At 71.0% G+C, this 17749-nt stretch carries 14 protein-coding genes and 1 pseudogene; 10 read left to right on the top strand and 5 right to left on the bottom strand.

Annotated features, from left to right (window positions below; translation table 11 throughout):
- Position 1: 1 nt before the first annotated feature.
- The 7 genes from tal to ACIBW9_RS16420 are packed head-to-tail and all read left to right on the top strand — an operon-like array spanning position 2 to position 8274.
- Positions 2-1147, top strand: coding sequence for a transaldolase (tal, locus tag ACIBW9_RS16450; protein WP_398955477.1), 1146 nt, complete (start codon positions 2-4; stop codon positions 1145-1147).
- A complete protein-coding gene (gene zwf, locus ACIBW9_RS16445) occupies positions 1144-2697 on the top strand; it encodes a glucose-6-phosphate dehydrogenase (protein WP_398955475.1) in 1554 nt (517 codons plus the stop codon). Before tal ends, zwf begins: the two co-directional genes overlap by 4 nt.
- On the top strand, positions 2694-3629 hold the full coding sequence (gene opcA, locus ACIBW9_RS16440) for a glucose-6-phosphate dehydrogenase assembly protein OpcA (protein ID WP_398955473.1): 936 nt from the start codon (positions 2694-2696) through the stop codon (positions 3627-3629). Before zwf ends, opcA begins: the two co-directional genes overlap by 4 nt.
- Positions 3622-5286, top strand: coding sequence for a glucose-6-phosphate isomerase (pgi, locus tag ACIBW9_RS16435; RefSeq protein ID WP_398955471.1), 1665 nt, complete (start codon positions 3622-3624; stop codon positions 5284-5286). The genes opcA and pgi overlap by 8 nt, the downstream gene beginning before the upstream one ends.
- 2 nt (positions 5287-5288) lie before the next feature.
- Positions 5289-6167: a phosphogluconate dehydrogenase (NAD(+)-dependent, decarboxylating) gene (gene gnd, locus ACIBW9_RS16430; protein ID WP_398955469.1), complete on the top strand. Its 879-nt coding sequence runs from the start codon at positions 5289-5291 to the stop codon at positions 6165-6167.
- Positions 6168-6174: 7 nt separating this feature from the next.
- Positions 6175-6762 carry a histidine phosphatase family protein gene (locus ACIBW9_RS16425; RefSeq protein ID WP_398955467.1) on the top strand — a complete coding sequence of 196 codons (588 nt, stop codon included), beginning with the start codon at positions 6175-6177 and terminating at the stop codon, positions 6760-6762.
- Positions 6763-6810: 48 nt separating this feature from the next.
- Positions 6811-8274, top strand: a complete 1464-nt coding sequence (locus tag ACIBW9_RS16420; protein ID WP_398955465.1) for a membrane-associated oxidoreductase — start codon at positions 6811-6813, stop codon at positions 8272-8274.
- On the opposite strand, the gene ACIBW9_RS16415 is transcribed toward ACIBW9_RS16420, so the two are convergent.
- Positions 8261-10060, bottom strand: a complete 1800-nt coding sequence (locus ACIBW9_RS16415) for a bifunctional sugar phosphate isomerase/epimerase/4-hydroxyphenylpyruvate dioxygenase family protein (protein ID WP_398955463.1) — start codon at positions 10058-10060, stop codon at positions 8261-8263. The two genes, ACIBW9_RS16420 and ACIBW9_RS16415, sit on opposite strands and share 14 nt — an antisense overlap.
- 116 nt (positions 10061-10176) lie before the next feature.
- The gene (locus ACIBW9_RS16410; RefSeq protein WP_398955461.1) at positions 10177-11058 is read right to left on the bottom strand and encodes a shikimate dehydrogenase; all 882 of its coding nucleotides are present in this window, start codon (positions 11056-11058) and stop codon (positions 10177-10179) included.
- A 141-nt stretch (positions 11059-11199) separates the two neighbouring features.
- Between ACIBW9_RS16410 and ACIBW9_RS16405 the strand changes: the two genes are divergently transcribed.
- Both ACIBW9_RS16405 and ACIBW9_RS16400 read left to right on the top strand, forming a co-directional pair.
- Positions 11200-11865 carry a TetR family transcriptional regulator gene (locus tag ACIBW9_RS16405; RefSeq protein WP_115910319.1) on the top strand — a complete coding sequence of 222 codons (666 nt, stop codon included), beginning with the start codon at positions 11200-11202 and terminating at the stop codon, positions 11863-11865.
- A 220-nt stretch (positions 11866-12085) separates the two neighbouring features.
- A complete protein-coding gene (locus ACIBW9_RS16400) occupies positions 12086-13426 on the top strand; it encodes an MFS transporter (protein WP_398955458.1) in 1341 nt (446 codons plus the stop codon).
- 710 nt (positions 13427-14136) lie between these two features.
- Here the strand turns inward: ACIBW9_RS16400 and ACIBW9_RS16395 are convergent.
- The 3 genes and pseudogenes from ACIBW9_RS16395 to ACIBW9_RS16385 form a co-directional block, all read right to left on the bottom strand.
- Positions 14137-14478, bottom strand: coding sequence for a VOC family protein (locus ACIBW9_RS16395; protein WP_398955456.1), 342 nt, complete (start codon positions 14476-14478; stop codon positions 14137-14139).
- Positions 14479-14532: 54 nt separating this feature from the next.
- Positions 14533-14964, bottom strand: a pseudogene (locus ACIBW9_RS16390) (VOC family protein); the annotation flags it as partial.
- Between the two features lie 54 nt (positions 14965-15018).
- A complete protein-coding gene (locus tag ACIBW9_RS16385; RefSeq protein WP_398956454.1) occupies positions 15019-15429 on the bottom strand; it encodes a VOC family protein in 411 nt (136 codons plus the stop codon).
- A gap of 723 nt (positions 15430-16152) precedes the next feature.
- Between ACIBW9_RS16385 and ACIBW9_RS16380 the strand changes: the two genes are divergently transcribed.
- The gene (locus tag ACIBW9_RS16380; protein ID WP_398955454.1) at positions 16153-17451 is read left to right on the top strand and encodes a hypothetical protein; all 1299 of its coding nucleotides are present in this window, start codon (positions 16153-16155) and stop codon (positions 17449-17451) included.
- Positions 17452-17749: the final 298 nt, after the last annotated feature.

The raw sequence follows: 17749 nt of genomic DNA, 5'->3' as shown, positions 1-17749 counted from the left end.
GATGATCAAAGTGACCGAAGCAACCGCGACCGCGGGAGCACTCAAGCGCCTGTCCGACGAGGGCGTCTCCATCTGGCTGGACGACCTCTCCCGCAGGCGGATCGAGTCCGGCAACCTCGCCGAACTCGTCGAGAACAGCAACGTGGTGGGCGTGACCACCAACCCGTCCATCTTCCAGGCCGCGATCGGCTCCGGCGAGGGCTACGAGGAGCAGCTCGCCGACCTCGCCGTCCGCGGTGTCACGGTCGAAGAGGCCGTACGGATGATGACCACCGCCGACGTCCGCGCCGCCGCCGACATCCTGCGGCCCGTGTACGACGCCACCGGCGGCCGCGACGGCCGGGTCTCCATCGAGGTGGACCCGCGCCTCGCCCACGACACCAAGGCGACGATCGCCGAGGCCAAGCAGCTGGCATGGCTGGTCGACCGGCCCAACGTCATGATCAAGATCCCGGCGACCAGGGCGGGTCTGCCGGCCATCACCGAGGTCATCGGCCTGGGCATCAGCGTCAACGTCACGCTGATCTTCTCCCTGGAGCGCTACCGCGAGGTCATGGACGCCTACCTCGCCGGCTTGGAGAAGGCGCAGGCGAAGGGCCTCGACCTCGCGACCATCCACTCCGTGGCCTCCTTCTTCGTCTCCCGCGTCGACTCCGAGATCGACAAGCGGCTGGACGGCCTCAGCTCCCCCGAGGCCTCCGTCCTCAAGGGCAAGGCGGCACTCGCGAACGCGCGTCTCGCCTACGAGGCCTACGAGGACGTCTTCGGTGGTGAGCGCTGGACCGCCCTCGCAGGCGCCAGGGCCAACAAGCAGCGCCCCCTGTGGGCCTCGACCGGCGTGAAGGACCCGGCGTACAAGGACACCCTGTACGTGGACGAGCTGGTCGCGCCCGGCACCGTCAACACCATGCCGGAGGCCACCCTCAACGCCACCGCCGACCACGGCGAGATCACCGGCGACACGGTGACCGGCGGCTACGCACAGGCCCGCGCCGACCTGACCGCCGTGGAGGCCCTCGGGATCTCCTACGACGAGGTCGTGCAGAAGCTGGAGGACGAGGGCGTCGCCAAGTTCGAGACGGCCTGGCAGGACCTGCTGGACGCCGTCACGAAGTCCCTGGACAGCAAGGGAGTTGAGGCGGAATGACCGAGCACGCCACGGTCGAGTCGGCGCTCGGCTGGACCAACCCCCTGCGTGACGACCGCGACCGCCGGCTCCCGCGCATCGCGGGCCCGTCCGGGCTCGTCATCTTCGGCGTCACCGGCGACCTGTCCCGCAAGAAGCTGATGCCCGCCGTCTACGACCTCGCCAACCGCGGCCTGCTGCCGCCGGGCTTCTCCCTCGTCGGGTTCGCCCGCCGGGACTGGGAGGACCAGGACTTCGCGCAGGTCGTGCACGACGCGGTCCGCGAGCACGCGCGCACCGAGTTCCGTGAGGAGGTCTGGCAGCAGCTCGCCGAGGGCATGCGGTTCATCCCCGGCGACTTCGACGACGACACGGCGTTCAAGCAGCTGAAGTCGGCCGTCGACGAGCTGGACGCCTCCCGCGGCACCGGAGGCAACTTCGCCTTCTACCTCTCCGTACCGCCGAAGTTCTTCCCCAAGGTCGTCCAGCAGCTCAAGAAGCACGGCCTGGCGAACGGACGCAAGGGCTCCTGGCGGCGCGCGGTGATCGAGAAGCCGTTCGGGCGCGACCTGGCGAGCGCCCGTGAGCTGAACGCGATCGTGCACGACGTGTTCGAGCCGGACCAGGTGTTCCGCATCGACCACTACCTGGGCAAGGAGACCGTCCAGAACATCCTGGCGCTGCGCTTCGCCAACCAGATGTACGAGCCGATCTGGAACCGGTCGTACGTCGACCACATCCAGATCACCATGGCCGAGGACATCGGCATCGGCGGCCGGGCCGGCTACTACGACGGCATCGGCGCCGCCCGTGACGTCATCCAGAACCACCTGCTGCAGCTGATGGCGCTCACCGCCATGGAGGAGCCGATCGCGTTCGACGCGGAGTCGCTGCTCACCGAGAAGCTGAAGGTCCTCAAGTCCGTGCGGCTGCCGGAGAACCTGGGCGAGCACACGGTCCTCGCCCAGTACGCGGAGGGCTGGCAGGGCGGCGAGAAGGTGGCCGGGTATCTGCAGGAGGACGGCATCGACCCGAACTCCAGGACCGACACCTACGCGGCCATCAAGCTGGAGGTGGACAACCGCCGCTGGGCGGGCATCCCCTTCTATCTGCGCACCGGCAAGCGCCTGGGCCGCCGGGTCACCGAGATCGCGGTGGTCTTCAAGCGGGCGCCGCACTCGCCCTTCGACTCCACCGCCACCGAGGAGCTCGGTCAGAACGCGATCGTCATCCGCGTCCAGCCCGACGAGGGCATGACGGTCCGGTTCGGCTCCAAGGTGCCGGGCACCTCGATGGAGATCCGGGACGTGTCGATGGACTTCGCCTACGGCGAGTCCTTCACGGAGTCCAGCCCGGAGGCGTACGAGCGGCTCATCCTGGACGTGCTGCTCGGCGACGCCAACCTGTTCCCCCGTCACCAGGAAGTGGAAGAGTCCTGGAAGATCCTCGACCCGATCGAGGAGTACTGGGCGCGGCACGGCAAGCCCGCGCAGTACGCCTCGGGCAGCTGGGGACCCGAGGAAGCCGACGAGATGCTCGCACGAGACGGACGGAGCTGGCGCAGGCCATGAAGATCGACCTGACCGACACCACGGCAAGCAAGATCAACAAGGCGCTGGTGCAGGGCCGCCGCGCCATCGGCACCCCCGCCGTGGGCATGGTCCTGACGATGGTCATCGTCACGGACGAGGAGAACGCCTACGACGCGATCAAGGCGGCTGAGGAGGCCTCGCACGAGCACCCCTCGCGCACCCTGGTCGTCATCAAGCGGCACGCCCGCACCCCGCGCGACCGCATGGCCTCAAAGCTGGACGCCGAGGTCCGGGTGGGCGCCGACGCCGGCACCGGCGAGACGGTCGTGCTGCGCACCTACGGCGAGGTGTCCGACCACGCCGACTCGGTCGTCCTGCCGCTGCTGCTGCCGGACGCGCCGGTCGTCGTGTGGTGGCCGGTGGACGCGCCCGCGGTGCCCGCCAAGGACCCCCTCGGCGCCCTCGCCCAGCGCAGGATCACCGACCTGTACGCGGTCGAGAACCCGAGCGAGACCCTGGAGCAGCGGGCCCGCTCCTACGCGCCCGGCGACACCGACCTCGCCTGGACCCGGCTGACGCCGTGGCGCTCGATGCTCGCCGCGGCCCTGGACCAGGCCCGCACCCGGATCGTGTCGGGGGCCGTCGAGGCCGAGGCCGACAACCCGGCCGCCGAGCTGCTGGCGCGCTGGCTGGAGGCACGGCTGAACGTGAAGATCGACCGCGTGGTCACCGCGGGCCCGGTCGTCACGGCCGTGCGCCTGGGGACCGCGGACGGCGAGATCGTCATCGACCGGCCCGAGGGCCCGCTGGCCACGCTCACCCTGCCCGGCCAGCCCTCACGCACCCTGGCGCTGAAGGTCCGCACCACCTCCGAACTCATCGCCGAGGAGCTCCGCCGCCTCGACGCCGACGAGATGTACGCCGTCGCCCTGCGGGGCGAGGCCGGCAAGGAGACCGTCTCCCATGTCTGACTCCCCGAAGCTCACCCGGCGCCCCGAGTGGACCGCCCTGGAGGACCACCGCGCCCAGGGCCAGCCGGTGCTCCGTGAGCTGTTCGCCACCGACCCCGGCCGGGCCGAGCGGTACGTCGTGCGCGTCGGCGACCTGCGTATCGACTACTCCAAGCACCTGGTGAACGACGAGACGCTGGCGCTGCTGCAGGAACTGGCCGCCGCCACCGACGTGTTCGGGCTGCGCGACGCCATGTTCCGCGGCGAGAAGATCAACGTCACCGAGGACCGGGCCGTGCTGCACACCGCGCTGCGCGCCCCGCGGGACGCGGTGATCGAGGTCGACGGCGAGAACGTGGTGCCGCAGGTGCACGCCGTCCTGGACAGGATGAGCGACTTCGCCGAGCGGGTCCGCTCCGGCGCCTGGACCGGCCACACCGGCAGGCGGATCAGGAACGTCGTCAACATCGGCATCGGCGGCTCCGACCTGGGCCCCGCGATGGCGTACGAGGCGCTGCGCACCTTCACGGCCCGCGAGTTGACCTTCCGCTTCGTCTCCAACGTGGACGGCGCCGACCTGCACGAGGCGGTACGGGACCTGGACCCGGCGGAGACCCTGTTCATCGTCGCCTCCAAGACCTTCACCACGATCGAGACCATCACCAACGCCACCTCGGCCCGTTCCTGGCTGCTGAACGGCCCCGGCGGGCTCGGCGAGGAGAAGGCGGTCGCCAGGCACTTCGTGGCGCTGTCCACGAACGCCGGGAAGGTCACCGAGTTCGGTATCGACCCGGACAACATGTTCGAGTTCTGGGACTGGGTCGGCGGCCGCTACTCCTTCGACTCGGCCATCGGCCTGTCGCTGATGATCGCGATCGGCCCGGACCGCTTCCGGGAGCTGCTCGACGGCTTCCACACGGTCGACGAGCACTTCCGGACCGCGCCCGCGGAGGCCAACGCCCCGTTGATCCTGGGCCTGTTGGGCATCTGGTACGGCAATTTCTTCGGCGCCGAGTCCCATGCGGTGCTGCCGTACAGCCACTACCTGTCGAAGTTCACGGCGTATCTGCAGCAGCTGGACATGGAGTCCAACGGCAAGTCGGTGGACCGCGAGGGCCATGCGGTGGGCTGGGAGACCGGTCCGGTGGTCTGGGGCACGCCCGGCACCAACGGGCAGCACGCCTACTACCAGTTGATCCACCAGGGCACCCGGCTGATCCCCGCGGACCTCATCGGCTTCGCCCGTCCGGCGGCCGAACTGAGCGACGAACTGGCCGCCCAGCACGACCTGTTGATGGCCAACCTGTTCGCGCAGGGCCAGGCGCTGGCCTTCGGCAAGACCGCCGACGAGGTGCGCGCGGAGGGCGTCCCCGAGGAGCAGGTGCCGCACCGCACCTTCCAGGGCAACCACCCCACCACGACGATCCTGGCGAAGGAACTGACCCCGTCGGTCCTCGGCCAGCTGATCGCCCTCTACGAGCACAAGGTGTTCGTCCAAGGCGCGATCTGGAACATCGACTCCTTCGACCAGTGGGGCGTCGAGCTCGGCAAGGTCCTCGCCAAGCGGGTCGAACCCGCCCTGACCGAGGGCGCTGACGTCCCCGGCCTCGACCCCTCCACCACCGCTCTCGTGGCCGCGTACCGCGAGCTCAGGAACGCTCAGGAAGAAGTGAACTGACCATGCAGATGGGACTCATCGGGCTCGGCAAGATGGGCGGCAACATGCGCGAGCGGATCCGCCGCGCCGGCCACACCGTCATCGGCTACGACCGCAACCCCGACCTCTCCGACGCGGCGAGCCTGGCCGAACTGGTCGACAAGCTCGAAGCGCCGCGTGTGGTGTGGGTGATGGTCCCGGCGGGCGCCCCCACCCAGTCCGTCGTCGACGAGCTCGGCGGCCTCCTCTCCCCCGGCGACACGGTCGTCGACGGCGGCAACTCCCGCTGGACGGACGACGAGAAGCACGCCGAGGAGCTCGGCGCCAAGGGCATCGGCTTCGTCGACGCGGGTGTCTCCGGCGGTGTGTGGGGCCTGCAGAACGGCTACGCGCTGATGGTCGGCGGCGACAAGGAGCACGTCGAGCGGCTCCAGCCGATCTTCGAGGCGCTCAAGCCGGAGGGCCCGTACGGCTATGTCCACGCGGGCAAGGTAGGTGCCGGCCACTTCTCCAAGATGGTCCACAACGGCATCGAGTACGCCATGATGCAGGCCTACGCCGAGGGCTGGGAGCTGCTGGAGAAGATCGAGTCGGTGGACAGCGTCCGGGAGGTGTTCCGCTCCTGGCAGGAGGGCACGGTCATCCGTTCCTGGCTGCTCGACCTCGCGGTCAACGCCCTGGACGAGGACGAGCACCTGGACAAGCTGAAGGGCTTCGCGCAGGACTCCGGTGAGGGCCGCTGGACGGTCGAGGCGGCCATCGACAACGCGGTGCCGCTGCCCGCCATCACGGCCTCCCTCTTCGCGCGGTTCGCCTCCCGCCAGGACGACTCCCCGCAGATGAAGATGATCGCGGCCCTGCGCAACCAGTTCGGCGGGCACGCCGTCGAGTCGAAGGAGTAACACAGCCGTGGGGGACCTTCTCCTGGTCCGCCACGGCGAGACGGAGTGGAGCGTGTCGGGACAGCACACCAGCTGGACCGACCTGCCCCTCACCCAACACGGTGAGGAGCAGGCCAAGTCGCTCGCTCCGCTCCTCTCGCAGCGGACCTACGCACTTGCACTGACCAGCCCGCTCGGCCGCGCGATACGCACCGCCGAACTCGCGGGCATCACCGGCACGACGGTCGAACCGGACCTGCACGAGTGGGACTACGGCGGCTACGAGGGCATCACCACCGTCGAGATCCACCGCACCCGCCCCGACTGGAACCTGTGGACCGACGGCGTACCCCCCGGTCCGGACGGGCACCCCGGCGAGTCCCCCGACCAGATCGGGCAGCGCGCCGACCGCGTACTGTCCCGCGTGGACGCGGCCCTGCCCGACGGAGACGTGATCCTCGTGGCCCACGCCCATTTCCTACGGGTCCTGACGGCCCGCCGCCTGGGCCTGTCCTACGCGGACGGCCGCCTCTTCCAACTGGCGACGGGCACGGTCAGCCGCCTGTCGACGGAACACGGCCGCCCGGTGATCGCCGAGTGGAACACCCGGCCCTGACGCCGACCGACCGACAGCTGTCCCACTCGGCGATTAGAGTCCCGCCCTGTGGAGATCAACGATCTGACGCCGGCCGAGCAGCAGGTGTGGCGGGCGTTCTCGACGGGGGCGACGGTCGACTTCCGGGATGTGGACGGCGAGGACACGGACGAGTACGCCCAGTGGGGGCCCGAACGGAGCATACGGGCGGCAGTGTTGCGCGCGTTGCTCCTCAACGGGCCCCGAGTACCGGGAGAAGTGGCCGCGCTGAAAGTCATAGGGGCGCGGGTCACCGGCACCCTGGACTTGAGACACGCGACGGTGGACAGCGTCGTCCATCTGAGCCACTGCCGCTTCACGCACACCCCGGACCTCTCCGGCGCCCGCCTCCCCTACCTGAACCTGCGCGACTCCACGCTGCCCGGCCTGATGATCGCGCGGGCCCGCGTGGACGGCAGCGTCCGGCTGACCCGGTGCCGGTTCAACGGAGTCGTGCACCTTGGCGGGTCGCACATCTCCGGGGTGCTGTTCCTCGAACGGGCCGAGCTCTACGCGGTGCCGGAGGCCGAGCCGGCGCTGAAGCTCAGCCACGTCACCATCGAGGACGACCTGTGCGCCCCCGGGCTGCGCACCCACGGCGAGATACGACTCGACGGCGCCGCCGTCGCCGGATCGGTCGAGCTCAACGACGCCCGGCTCCACCACCCCGGCAACGCCGTCCTCGACGCCCAGACCCTCGTCGTGGACGGCGACCTCCTGATGCGGCGCATGGAGGCGACAGGCTGGATCGGTCTGCGCGGCGCACGCATCGCGGGTCGCTTCGACCTGTCCTACTCCCGCCTGTCGCACCCGGACGACTCGGCCCTGCGGGCGAGCAGCTGCACCATCGGCGAACTCTGGCTGCGCAAGGGTCCGCCCTTGGACGGACGGCTCAACCTGCGCCGCGCCCAGGTGGACGTCCTGTTCCTGGAACCGGAGGTGGTGCGCCACGAGGTCCATCTGAGCAACCTCGTGTACACCACCCTCACCCCCCACGAACCCGCCGAGCGCCGCCTGCCCATGCTGGAACGCGATGCCGAGGGCTATGTCCCGCACGCCTACGAGCAGCTGGCCACCGCCTACCGCCGGGTCGGCGACGACCACGCGGCCCGCCTGGTCCAGCTCGCCAAGCAGCGCCGCCTCCGCTCGACCCGCGCCTGGTACGGCCGCCTGTGGGGCTACGTCCAGGACGCCACCGTCGGCTACGGCTTCCGCCCGCTGCGCGCGGCCGTCTGGCTGCTGTCGCTCCTCGCCCTCGGCTCGACCGCCTACGCCCTGCACCACCCCCACGCGCTCAAGGCGTCGGAGGCCCCGCACTTCAACCCGGTCTTCTACACCCTGGACCTGCTGCTCCCGGTGATCTCCTTCGGCCAGGAGGAGGCGTTCGCGCCGGACGGCTGGTACCAGTACCTCGCCTACGCTCTGATCATCACCGGCTGGGTCCTGGCCACGACGGTCGTCACCGGCGTGACCAGAACCGTCAGCCGCCAGTGAGCCGCCGCGCGGCATGCTGCGCGGCCAGCCGCACGGGCGCGTTCTGGGCACCGTACCCCTGGTATCCGCCGTCACGCTGGACGAGCTCGAAGAAGACCCGGCCCACGGTCCGCGTGTAGCAGTGCCGGAACTCCCCGTACCGGTCCCGGTCGTAGAGGATCCCGAGCTCGCGATACGTCTCCAGCTCCCCCTCGGCGAACTCGAACCGGGCCGCCAGGTCGTCGTAGTAGTTCGCCGGCATCGCCAGCAGCAGCCCGCCCGCCTCGCGGAAGCGGCGCGCCGCGGCCACCACGTCGTCCGTCGCCAGCGCGATGTGCTGGGCGTGGACCGTGTCGTCGGCGGGCGCCGCACCGACGGACAGGGCGATACGGACGCTGCCGTCGGCGGCGGTGACGGCACGACTGCGCAGCAGGCCGTACGGGTCGGCGACGTCCACGCTCTCCTGGGCGGACAGGCCGAGCACGCTGCGGTGGAAGAGGGTGGCCTCGTCGAAGTGGTGCCAGGGCTGGACGAGAGCGAGATGGTCGATGCGCCGCACGCCCCCGGCCGCCGGTCCGGACTCCTCGACGTCCTCGAAGTCACCGCGCCAGTCGGGCAGTTCGGGCCGACCGGTCGCGCAGAAGAACAACTCCGTGCCGTCCGGGGCCGCCACCGCATCCAGCGGCGCGTCCTCGCTCGCACGTCGGCGCGGAAGCACGGGCGCCAGCAGCGCCTCGGCGCGCCGGGCGGCGCCCGCCGGGTCCGGGGACTCCAGACCGATCGCGGCGAGCCCGGTGCCGTCCCGCCGGGCGGCGGGCCCGGTGTTGACGAGCACCCGCGCCTGCCCCGCCTGCCACAGATCGACCGGTTTGCTGCGGTGCCGCGCGGTCCGGGCGAAACCGAGGGCCCCCAGCACCTCGCTGACCGGCTCGGCATCGGGAGTGACCAGCTCGGCAAAGGCAACACCCGTAGGGACTACGGGGGCAGGGAGCTCGGCCAGCCCCACCGCCTCCTGGAGTACCAGCAGGGACCGGTGTGCGTCCACGGCCGTCGGCCCGGCCTCGGCCTGCCGGAAGACGTCGTTGAAGACCTCCAGGGAGAGCGGCCCGGAATACCCCGTGCGCAGCACATGCCGCACGAGCCCGGCGACGTCGAAGCCACCCTGCCCCGGGAAGCAGCGGTAGTGACGACTCCACTGCAGGACGTCCATCGCAAGCAGCGGAGCATCCGCGAGCTGCAGGAAGAAGATCTTCTCGCCGGGGATGTCCTCGATCCCCTTGGGATCCGACCCACGGGAAAGAATGTGAAAGCTGTCGAGACAGGTACCGAGCGCGGGATGGTCCGCCATCTCGACAACGTGCCACGCATGGTCATACGTACTGACGTGCCGCCCCCAGGCAAGCGCCTCGTAGGCGACACGGATCCCGAAGTCCTGCGCCAGGCCGGCCAGTCGGCTCAGCTGCTCGGCGGCGAGGGCGTCGTCGTCGACGGCCAGGGGACTCACGCTGGAACAGACGAGGACCGTATCGGCCCCCAGCCGCCGCATGACCTCGAACTTGTGCCGGGCCCGACGTAGATTGCGCGCGAACTCGTCCTCGGGTACGGCTTCGATGTCCCGCATGGGTTGGTAGAGATCGATGCCGAGCCCGAGATCGGCACAACGGGCCCGGATCTCCTCGGGGCTGAGGGGGGCGGCCAGCAGATCGTTCTCAAAGATCTCAACCCCGTCGAACCCGGCCCGCGAGGCGGCGGTGAGCTTCTCGGTGAGAGAGCCGCTGAGAGAAACGGTGGCAATGGATGTACGCATGGGCGTGCTCCTTCGTGCTGCCGAGAACCACAGCGCCCCGTTCAGGGGCGCGGGGCTGTGTTCGATGTGCGGCTATCGCCGCGTGGGCGCGAGCAACCACAGCCAACCCGCACCCGTCACACGGCCTCACCGACCGAGCTCCCCGTAGCAATCTCCGCGAAGTCGACCAGCATCCGCCCGCTGTCGGGCTCCCGCCCCGTGAACAACCGAAACGCGTCGGCAGCCTGGAACACAGCCATCCCACCCCCGTCCAAGGTGGCGCAGCCAACCGCGCGCGCGGCCCGCAGCAACTCCGTCTCCAACGGCCGATACACAACCTCGGCAACCCACAGACCGGGGTGGAGAAGCTCGGCGGCAAAAGGCAGCCCAGGGTGTGCGGCCATCCCGGTAGGCGTGGCATGCACAACCCCGTCGGCCGAGCCGAGCAGCCGATCGAGCTGATCGGGAGTGCCGGCGGCCGCCCGGCCGGCACCGAAGTGCCGATTCAGCCCCGCAGCCAGGTCCGCCGCCCGCTCGGCCAACGCATCGACGACTGTGACCCGCTCCGCCCCGAGGGTGAGCGTCGCGTGAGCGACAGCCGCCCCCGCACCACCGGCCCCCAGCTGCACCACCCGCTCCAGCGAAGCGTCCGGCAAACCGCGCGCGAACGAGGCCGCGAAACCGGTGACGTCCGTGTTGTGGCCGATCGCGCGTCCGTCCTCGAAGACGACGGTGTTGACCGCGCCCAACGCCTCGGCCTGCGGAGCGAGCCCGTCCAGGTGCTCGATCACCAGCTGCTTGCACGGGTGTGTGATGTTCAGGCCGTCGAAGCCGAGGTCCCGGGCGGCCCGCACCAGGTCGCCGACCGCCTCCGGCGGCACACCGAGGGTGTCGATGTCGATGAGCCGGTACAGACAGCGCAGGCCCTGCCGGTCCGCCTCCCGCTCGTGCAGCGCCGGGCTGAGCGACGGGCCGATGCCGGAACCGATCAGTCCGACGAGATACGAGTCCTTGGCCACGGGGCCTCCTGAGCCGAGCACTAATGTACGAACTAGTACGTTAGCTATATCAGCCCAGCGGTTGCCTGGGAAGACCCCGCCGGCGCCACCCGGCCCGCCTTCTAGAATCTGCGGCACTGGCCGTACTCCCGAAGGAACCCGATGACCAGCGTCGACGAACCGGCACGACCCAACGGGCGGATCCGCGACGCCGCCCGCACCCAGGCCGAGATCCTCGACGTGGCGACCCAGGAGTTCGCGCGGGCGGGTTACGACGGCGCCCGGGTCGACGAGATCGCCGCTCGCACCCGCACCACGAAGCGGATGATCTACTACTACTTCGGCGGCAAGGAGCAGCTGTTCACGGCCGTCCTGGAGCGGGCGTACGGCGTGATCCGGGAGGCCGAGCAGAAGCTGGACGTCGAGCACCTGGACCCGGTCGCGGCCATCCGGCGGCTGGCCGAGCTGACCTTCGACCACCACGAGCAGCACCCGGACTTCATCCGTCTGGTCAGCATCGAGAACATCCACGGCGCCGAGCACATCGCGGCCTCCGAGAAGCTGGGCAGGATCGGTTCCCCCGCGCTCGACGTGATCCGCCGCATCCTGGCCGCCGGGCAGGAGTCGGGTCTGTTCACGGCCGATGTCGACGCGGTCGACCTGCACGCGATGATCAGTTCGTTCTGCTTCTTCCGGGTCTCCAACCGGCACACGTTCGGCGCCCTGTTCGGCCGCGACCTGGTCGACCCGGCCCAGCGCGAGCACTACCGCACGATGCTGGGCGACATGGTGATCGCGTACCTGACGGCGGACCGCGCGACGGACTGATCACGCCGGTCACGCGGTCGGCAGCGGCAAGATCCTTCGGCAGCACCTCTTGACACCCGGGAAACGTGGGCGCAACATCCGTAGCCAACCACTACTAACTATCCAGTGGGTTAATTAGTCGGGTAGCACCCGGCGCGGCCGTCCCGTCACCCCAGGGATCCGGCACTTCTCCCCCGCCGCTCACTCCGCTTACGTTGGAGTTCCCTCGAAGGAGCAAGCCGTGTCCGTCCCCGCCGAAGCCGTCGGGCAGCCGAGAAAGGCGGCCGCAGCCGCCTGGATCGGCAGCGCCCTGGAGTACTACGACTTCTTCATCTACGGCAGCGCGGCCGCGCTGATCTTCCCGAAGGTCTTCTTCGACGAGTCCGACCCGGCCACCGCGACCCTGCTGTCGCTGGCCACGTTCGGTGTCGCGTACGCGGCCCGGCCGATCGGCGCGCTCTTCCTCGGCCACTTCGGTGACCGGGTCGGGCGTAAGAAGATCATGGTCTTCACGCTGATCCTGATGGGCCTGTCGACCTTCCTCATCGGCTGTCTGCCCACCCGCCACCAGGTCGGCGCCCTCGCCCCGGTCCTGCTGGTCGCCTGCCGCGTGCTGCAGGGCATCTCGGCGGCGGGCGAGCAGGCAAGCGCGAACTCGATGACGCTGGAACACGCGCCACCCAACCGGCGCGGCTTCTTCACCAGCTTCACCCTCAGCGGCACACAGGGCGGCCAGCTCATCGCCACCCTGGTCTTCATCCCGGTGGCGGCGCTCCCCGAGGACCAGCTGCTGTCGTGGGGCTGGCGGGTCCCGTTCTGGGCGAGTGTCGCGGTCGCCGTCGCCGGCTATGTCATCCGCCGCAAGCTCCAGGAGACGCCGGCCTTCGCGAAGCAGGCGGCCACCGCAGGCGTCGTCAGGCTGCCGCTGGCGGTGCTGCTGCGCGAGCACTGGGTGGACGTGCTGCGGGTGATCGGGGGCGCGGTCATCGCCTCGGTATCCACGATCTTCACGGTCTGGGCCCTCGCCTACGCCACCAGCGACTCGGTCGGCATGTCCCGCTCCTCGATGCTGTGGGTGGGTGCGCTCGCCAACCTCGTGGCTCTCGCCGCGATCCCCTTGTGGGCCTCCCTGTCGGACCGCATCGGCCGCCGTCCCGTGTTCCTGATCGGCGCGGTGGGCAGTGCGCTCGCCATGTTCGGCTACCTGTGGGCGATCTCGACGGGCAACTACCCGCTGATCCTGGTCCTGGGCATCGTGGCCTTCGGCATCGTCTACAGCGCCGCGAACGGCGTCTGGCCCTCCTTCTACGGCGAGATGTTCTCCACCCGCGTGCGGCTGTCCGGCATGGCGATCGGCACCCAGATCGGCTTCGCCGTGGCCGGCTTCGCGGTCACGTTCGCCGCGCAGATCGCGGGCCCCGACGGCACCGACTGGTCCTCGGTCGCCCTGTTCACCGGGGCCCTCTGCATCCCGCCGGTCATCACCGCCCTCTCGGCCCGCGAGACCCACAAGACCCCGACGGAGCTCCTGGGGGACCGGGCCGCCCGGGGAGCGTCACACCCGGAGACGGTCACCGCCTGACCGCGCCCCCGCACGCCCCCGGGCCCCGGAGACCGCAGTGGTTCCGGCGCCCGGGGGCCCGGCGTGCCCGCCGACCCGCAGCGCTGTCCGCACCTCACGCCTCGGCCGTCCGCCTCCCGAACGCCCCCATCCCGCACCTGCACGCGCGCCATCCACCGGCCTCGCGCCACCGGTCGGCGCCCGACCTCCCACCACCGCTTCGGGGCGGGGTCTCCCGCCACCGGTCGCGGCCCCGCCCGCCGCCACCCTCGGAGCCGGACCTCGCGCCACCGGTCACGGCCGGGCCTCCGCCCCCGTTCTCGCGCGGTGCCGCCCGCGCCCACCCACGCCGCCCCAAGCGGCACGACTGCCCACAAGCTACGGCAGGCCGCGCCACCACTCCCGGGCCACACCCCCGCCACCCGGTCGCGGCCCCGCCCGCCGCCACCCTCGGAGCCGGACCTCGCGCCACCGGTCACGGCCGGGTCTCCGCCCCCGTTCTCGCGCGGTGCCGCCCGCGCCCACCCACGCCGCCCCAAGCGGCACGACTGCCCACAAGCTACGGCAGGCCGCGCCACCGCTCCCGGGCCACACCCCCGCCACCCGGCCGCGGCCCCGCCCGCCGTCGGCCTCGGGCGGGCTCCTGCCCCGTCAGAGAGGCGAAGGCCTCGACCGGCGGCACAGCGTGGCGGACCTGCCGGAGGCCTCGGTCGGACGGGCTGCCCTGGGTCCTACGCCCGTGGGTGCCGCGGCTCGTAGAGGCCCACCTCGCCGCCGCCCGGCAGCCGGAAGCCGGTCAGCCGGCCCCAGCGTGCCTCCTCCAGGGGCCGCGTGAACTCCACGCCTTTCGCGGTGAGTTCGGCGGTCGTCGCGTCGATGTCGTCGCACATCAGCATCAGTTCGTGCGACGGCTCGCCCTCGGCCGGGTGGAAGGCGACCTCGGCGGGCGGCGCCTTGAAGATGAGCCAGCCGTGCCCGGCGTCGACGTGCGGCCAGTCGAGGACATCCCGGAAGAAGGCGCGGTCCGCCTCGGCGTCGCGGGTGTAGATCACCACATGTGCACCATTGATCACGCGCGGAGGCTAGGTCCCCGGCCCAGGGCACGGCAAGGGCGGCACGCGGGCGCCTCATGCGGAGGCCGCGGCCACACAGAACTCGTCGCCCTCCGGGTCGGCCATGGTGATGTGGTGTCCGCCGAACTCCTCCAGGACGCTCCGGCCCGCCTTCACCAGGCGCTCGGACTCGGCCCGGATGCGGGCCCACCGCTCGTCGGGGCTACCGCCTCCCGGTACCCGGACATCGATGTGGAGGCGGTTCTTCGCCGTCTTGGGCTCGGGCACCTTCAGGACGGACAGCCGGGGCCCCGCGCCGTCGGGATCGCAGAGCCACGCGCCGTCGTCCGCCGAGTCGTCGTCCGGCGGGTCGAACTGCGCGAGCCGCTCCTCGCGGGTGGTGAAGGGTGCGGGCGGCGGCTCGTCGACATGGCCGAGCGCCGCCTTCCAGAACTCGGCGAGGAGCTTCTCGTCCGCGCAGTCAAGCGTGAGATCGAAGGTGGCCGCCCTGCAGGGACCGTACTGCGCACCACTGACAGCCGGGCCGCAGCCGGAGCCTGATCAGGCGTTCGACCAGCCCCGCTCACACAGCACCAACCGGTAGCCGTCCGGGTCCTCGATGGTGACGCCCCACTGGTTCCAGTACGGATTGGGCGACGGCACCCGCTTGCCGCCGTGCTCCTCCAGCCGGGCCACCAGATCCTCCGGCACCGGCCCGTCGACGTAGACGACAAGGAGGTCCTCCTCGGTGGGCCGGGGCTCGACGGGCCGCGCCGGTTCATGGACGAGCTCCAGATGCCAACCGGCGTCCGGCCAGCCGAGCATCAGCAGGTCGTGCTCGCCGGGTTCGGAACCGCCCTCGGCCCGCCAGACCACACTCAGCCCGAGCCCCTGCGCCCAGAACCGCTCGGCGGCCGCAAGGTCCCGGGACGGGCGGGCGATACGGATGTGGCTGCGGCCGTCGACCGGCATCATGACCTCTTCCTGAGCTGCGGCATCTTTCCTCGTAGCCTAGGCAGTGCGTGATCTCCGAACCATCGGTCGTCCGCCCTGCACCCCGGGACCTAGGTCTCCACCCGCCGCTTTTCCGAACCCTCCGGGCGAAAGGCGCTGTTGAGGCATTGCGCGCACTGCGGTAATCATGAGGGACCTCCGCGCGCTCCGGCCGGATTCAGGGGCGGCCGGGGTGCGCGGACCGACGTTGACTATCGTTGCCCGATCACACGAGCGGGTGGCGAGAGGCGGACGAGGACGTGGCGGGGGCCGGGTGGATACGGGTGCCGGTCGGCGACGACGCCGCACGGTGGGCCACCCGCGGGCGCAGTCACAAGGTGCTCCTGGTCGTCCACAACGTGACCGCGGCGACCCGACTGCTGGACGTCCTGCCGCTGTTCCACGACGACTTCAGGGTGCACCTGCTGGCCACCTGCCCGGGCTCGTCGGCGTTCCGGGCGGGCCTCGCGGAACTGCTGGACGGGACCGGGGTGCCCGTGCTGCCGTGGGAGCAGGCGGTCGAGACGCCGGTCGCGCTGGCCGTCTCGGCGAGCTTCGGCGGTCAACTCCGGTCACTTTCCGGCGTATTGACCGTGTTGTCGCACGGGGTCGGATACACTAAAAAACTGGCGACACCCGACACCCGACACCCGACACCCGACACCGGGCAGCGGTCGGGAACGGTCGGATCCGGTCTTCGGGATGTCCCCGGATTGGCTCCTCGACGAGAACGGCAAACCCCTCGCCGCCGCACTCGTCCTCTCGCACCCCGAACAGTACGAGCGGCTGCGCACCGTCTGCCCCGAGGCCGCACCCACAGCCGTGCTCGCCGGGGATCCCTGCTGGGACCGCATGCTGGCGGCCCGCCCGTACCGCGACCGCTTCCGCCGTGCCCTCGGGGTGGGCCGGGGGCAGCGCCTGATCGTCCTGAACTCCACCTGGAACCCCGAGTCGCTCTTCGGCGACGGCGGCGGCGATGACGTACTCCCTTCTCTCCTGCCCCGTCTGACCTCGGAGTTCCCGGCCGACGAGTACCGTCTCGCGGCGGTGCTGCACCCGAACGTCTGGCACGGTCACGGCCCCGGCCAGATCCGCGCCTGGCTGGACCGCGCCCGCCGCGCCGGCCTGACTCTCATCGATCCCCTGGAGGGCTGGCGCCAGGCGCTGCTCGCCGCCGACGCCGTGGTCGGCGACCACGGCTCCGTCACCTACTACGCCGCCGCCCTCGGCACTCCGGTCCTCCTCGGCGCCGCGCCCCTCGCGGGCCTGGACCCCGAGGCCCCGGTCCACGCCTTCGTCAGCACCGCACCCCGCCTCGACCCCGCCCGCCCCCTGCGCCCACAACTGGACGCACTCGTCGACCACCACCGACCACACCCCGGACTCGCCGAGTCGGTCAGCTCCGCACCAGGCGAGTCCGCGGCCCGCCTCCGACGGCTCTTCTACGACCGCATCGGCATCCCCGAACCGGACGCACCGGCCCGCCTGGAACCACTCCCTCTCCCGCCGTACGAACCCGCGACACGCACCGTCCCGCTGCTGGCCCTCACCCGCCTGCTCGGCTCCGGCGAGGTCTCTGTCACCCGGTACGCGGGTCCGCATCCGCCGACGGACGGGAAGGGCGAGGCCCACACAGCGGTCCACGAGGACACCCGCGAGACGGACCAACTCGCCCTGGCCGACGTGGTGTTCCGGTACGGCGACGCGAACGACCCGCGCTTCGTCTCCCCCGCCCACTGGACGGCGGAGGCCCTCACCCGCCATCCGCACTGCGCGCTGGCCGCCTACGTCACCGGCCCGGGCTCGTGCGTCATCCGCACCCGTACGGGCACGTCGATACGCCTGGACGCCGCTCCCGGCGCGGACGCCGATCCGGTGGCGTACGCCTCCGCCCTGCACGCGTGGCTCGCAGCAGGCAAGTCGCCGGAGGACGCGGCCGGACAACGGCTGACGGTCCGGATCGGAACGACGGCCCACCCCGTACGGCTCACTCCGACGTAACGCACGACTCCCGCAGCCACGCCACCTGGAACCCGGCGTTCTCCCACCCATCCCAGGCACTCAAGCGCCGTACAGCAGACAAGAGGGAGCCACCAGCCGGACGGTGGCTGACCATCCCGGACGGCAGCCCCCAGCGGCTCAATCCGGCCTGACGCACCGGTCCCGCAACGACGCCACCTGGGACTCGGCATGATCTCCCGACCGAGCGCCGCGATCACCTCGCCGATAGCACCGACCAGGAAGCCGCTCACAGCCCGGATCGGGCACGCGGCCCACCCTGACGGCCCACTCCAACGCG

The organism is Streptomyces sp. NPDC049541, from assembly GCF_044465725.1.
In the GTDB taxonomy this organism is placed as follows: Bacteria; Actinomycetota; Actinomycetes; order Streptomycetales; family Streptomycetaceae; genus Streptomyces.
This window is presented reverse-complemented; position numbering and strand designations above follow the sequence as displayed.

Excerpts from the sequence above, each read along its gene's own strand:
- tal (WP_398955477.1), top strand. The coding sequence starts at position 2 with ATGATCAAAGTGACCGAAGCAACCGCGACCGCGGGAGCACTCAAGCGC.
- zwf (WP_398955475.1), top strand. The coding sequence starts at position 1,144 with ATGACCGAGCACGCCACGGTCGAGTCGGCGCTCGGCTGGACCAACCCC.
- opcA (WP_398955473.1), top strand. The coding sequence starts at position 2,694 with ATGAAGATCGACCTGACCGACACCACGGCAAGCAAGATCAACAAGGCG.
- pgi (WP_398955471.1), top strand. The coding sequence starts at position 3,622 with ATGTCTGACTCCCCGAAGCTCACCCGGCGCCCCGAGTGGACCGCCCTG.
- gnd (WP_398955469.1), top strand. The coding sequence starts at position 5,289 with ATGCAGATGGGACTCATCGGGCTCGGCAAGATGGGCGGCAACATGCGC.
- ACIBW9_RS16415 (WP_398955463.1), bottom strand. The coding sequence starts at position 10,060 with ATGCGTACATCCATTGCCACCGTTTCTCTCAGCGGCTCTCTCACCGAG.
- ACIBW9_RS16405 (WP_115910319.1), top strand. The coding sequence starts at position 11,200 with ATGACCAGCGTCGACGAACCGGCACGACCCAACGGGCGGATCCGCGAC.
- ACIBW9_RS16385 (WP_398956454.1), bottom strand. The coding sequence starts at position 15,429 with ATGCCGGTCGACGGCCGCAGCCACATCCGTATCGCCCGCCCGTCCCGG.
- ACIBW9_RS16380 (WP_398955454.1), top strand. The coding sequence starts at position 16,153 with ATGTCCCCGGATTGGCTCCTCGACGAGAACGGCAAACCCCTCGCCGCC.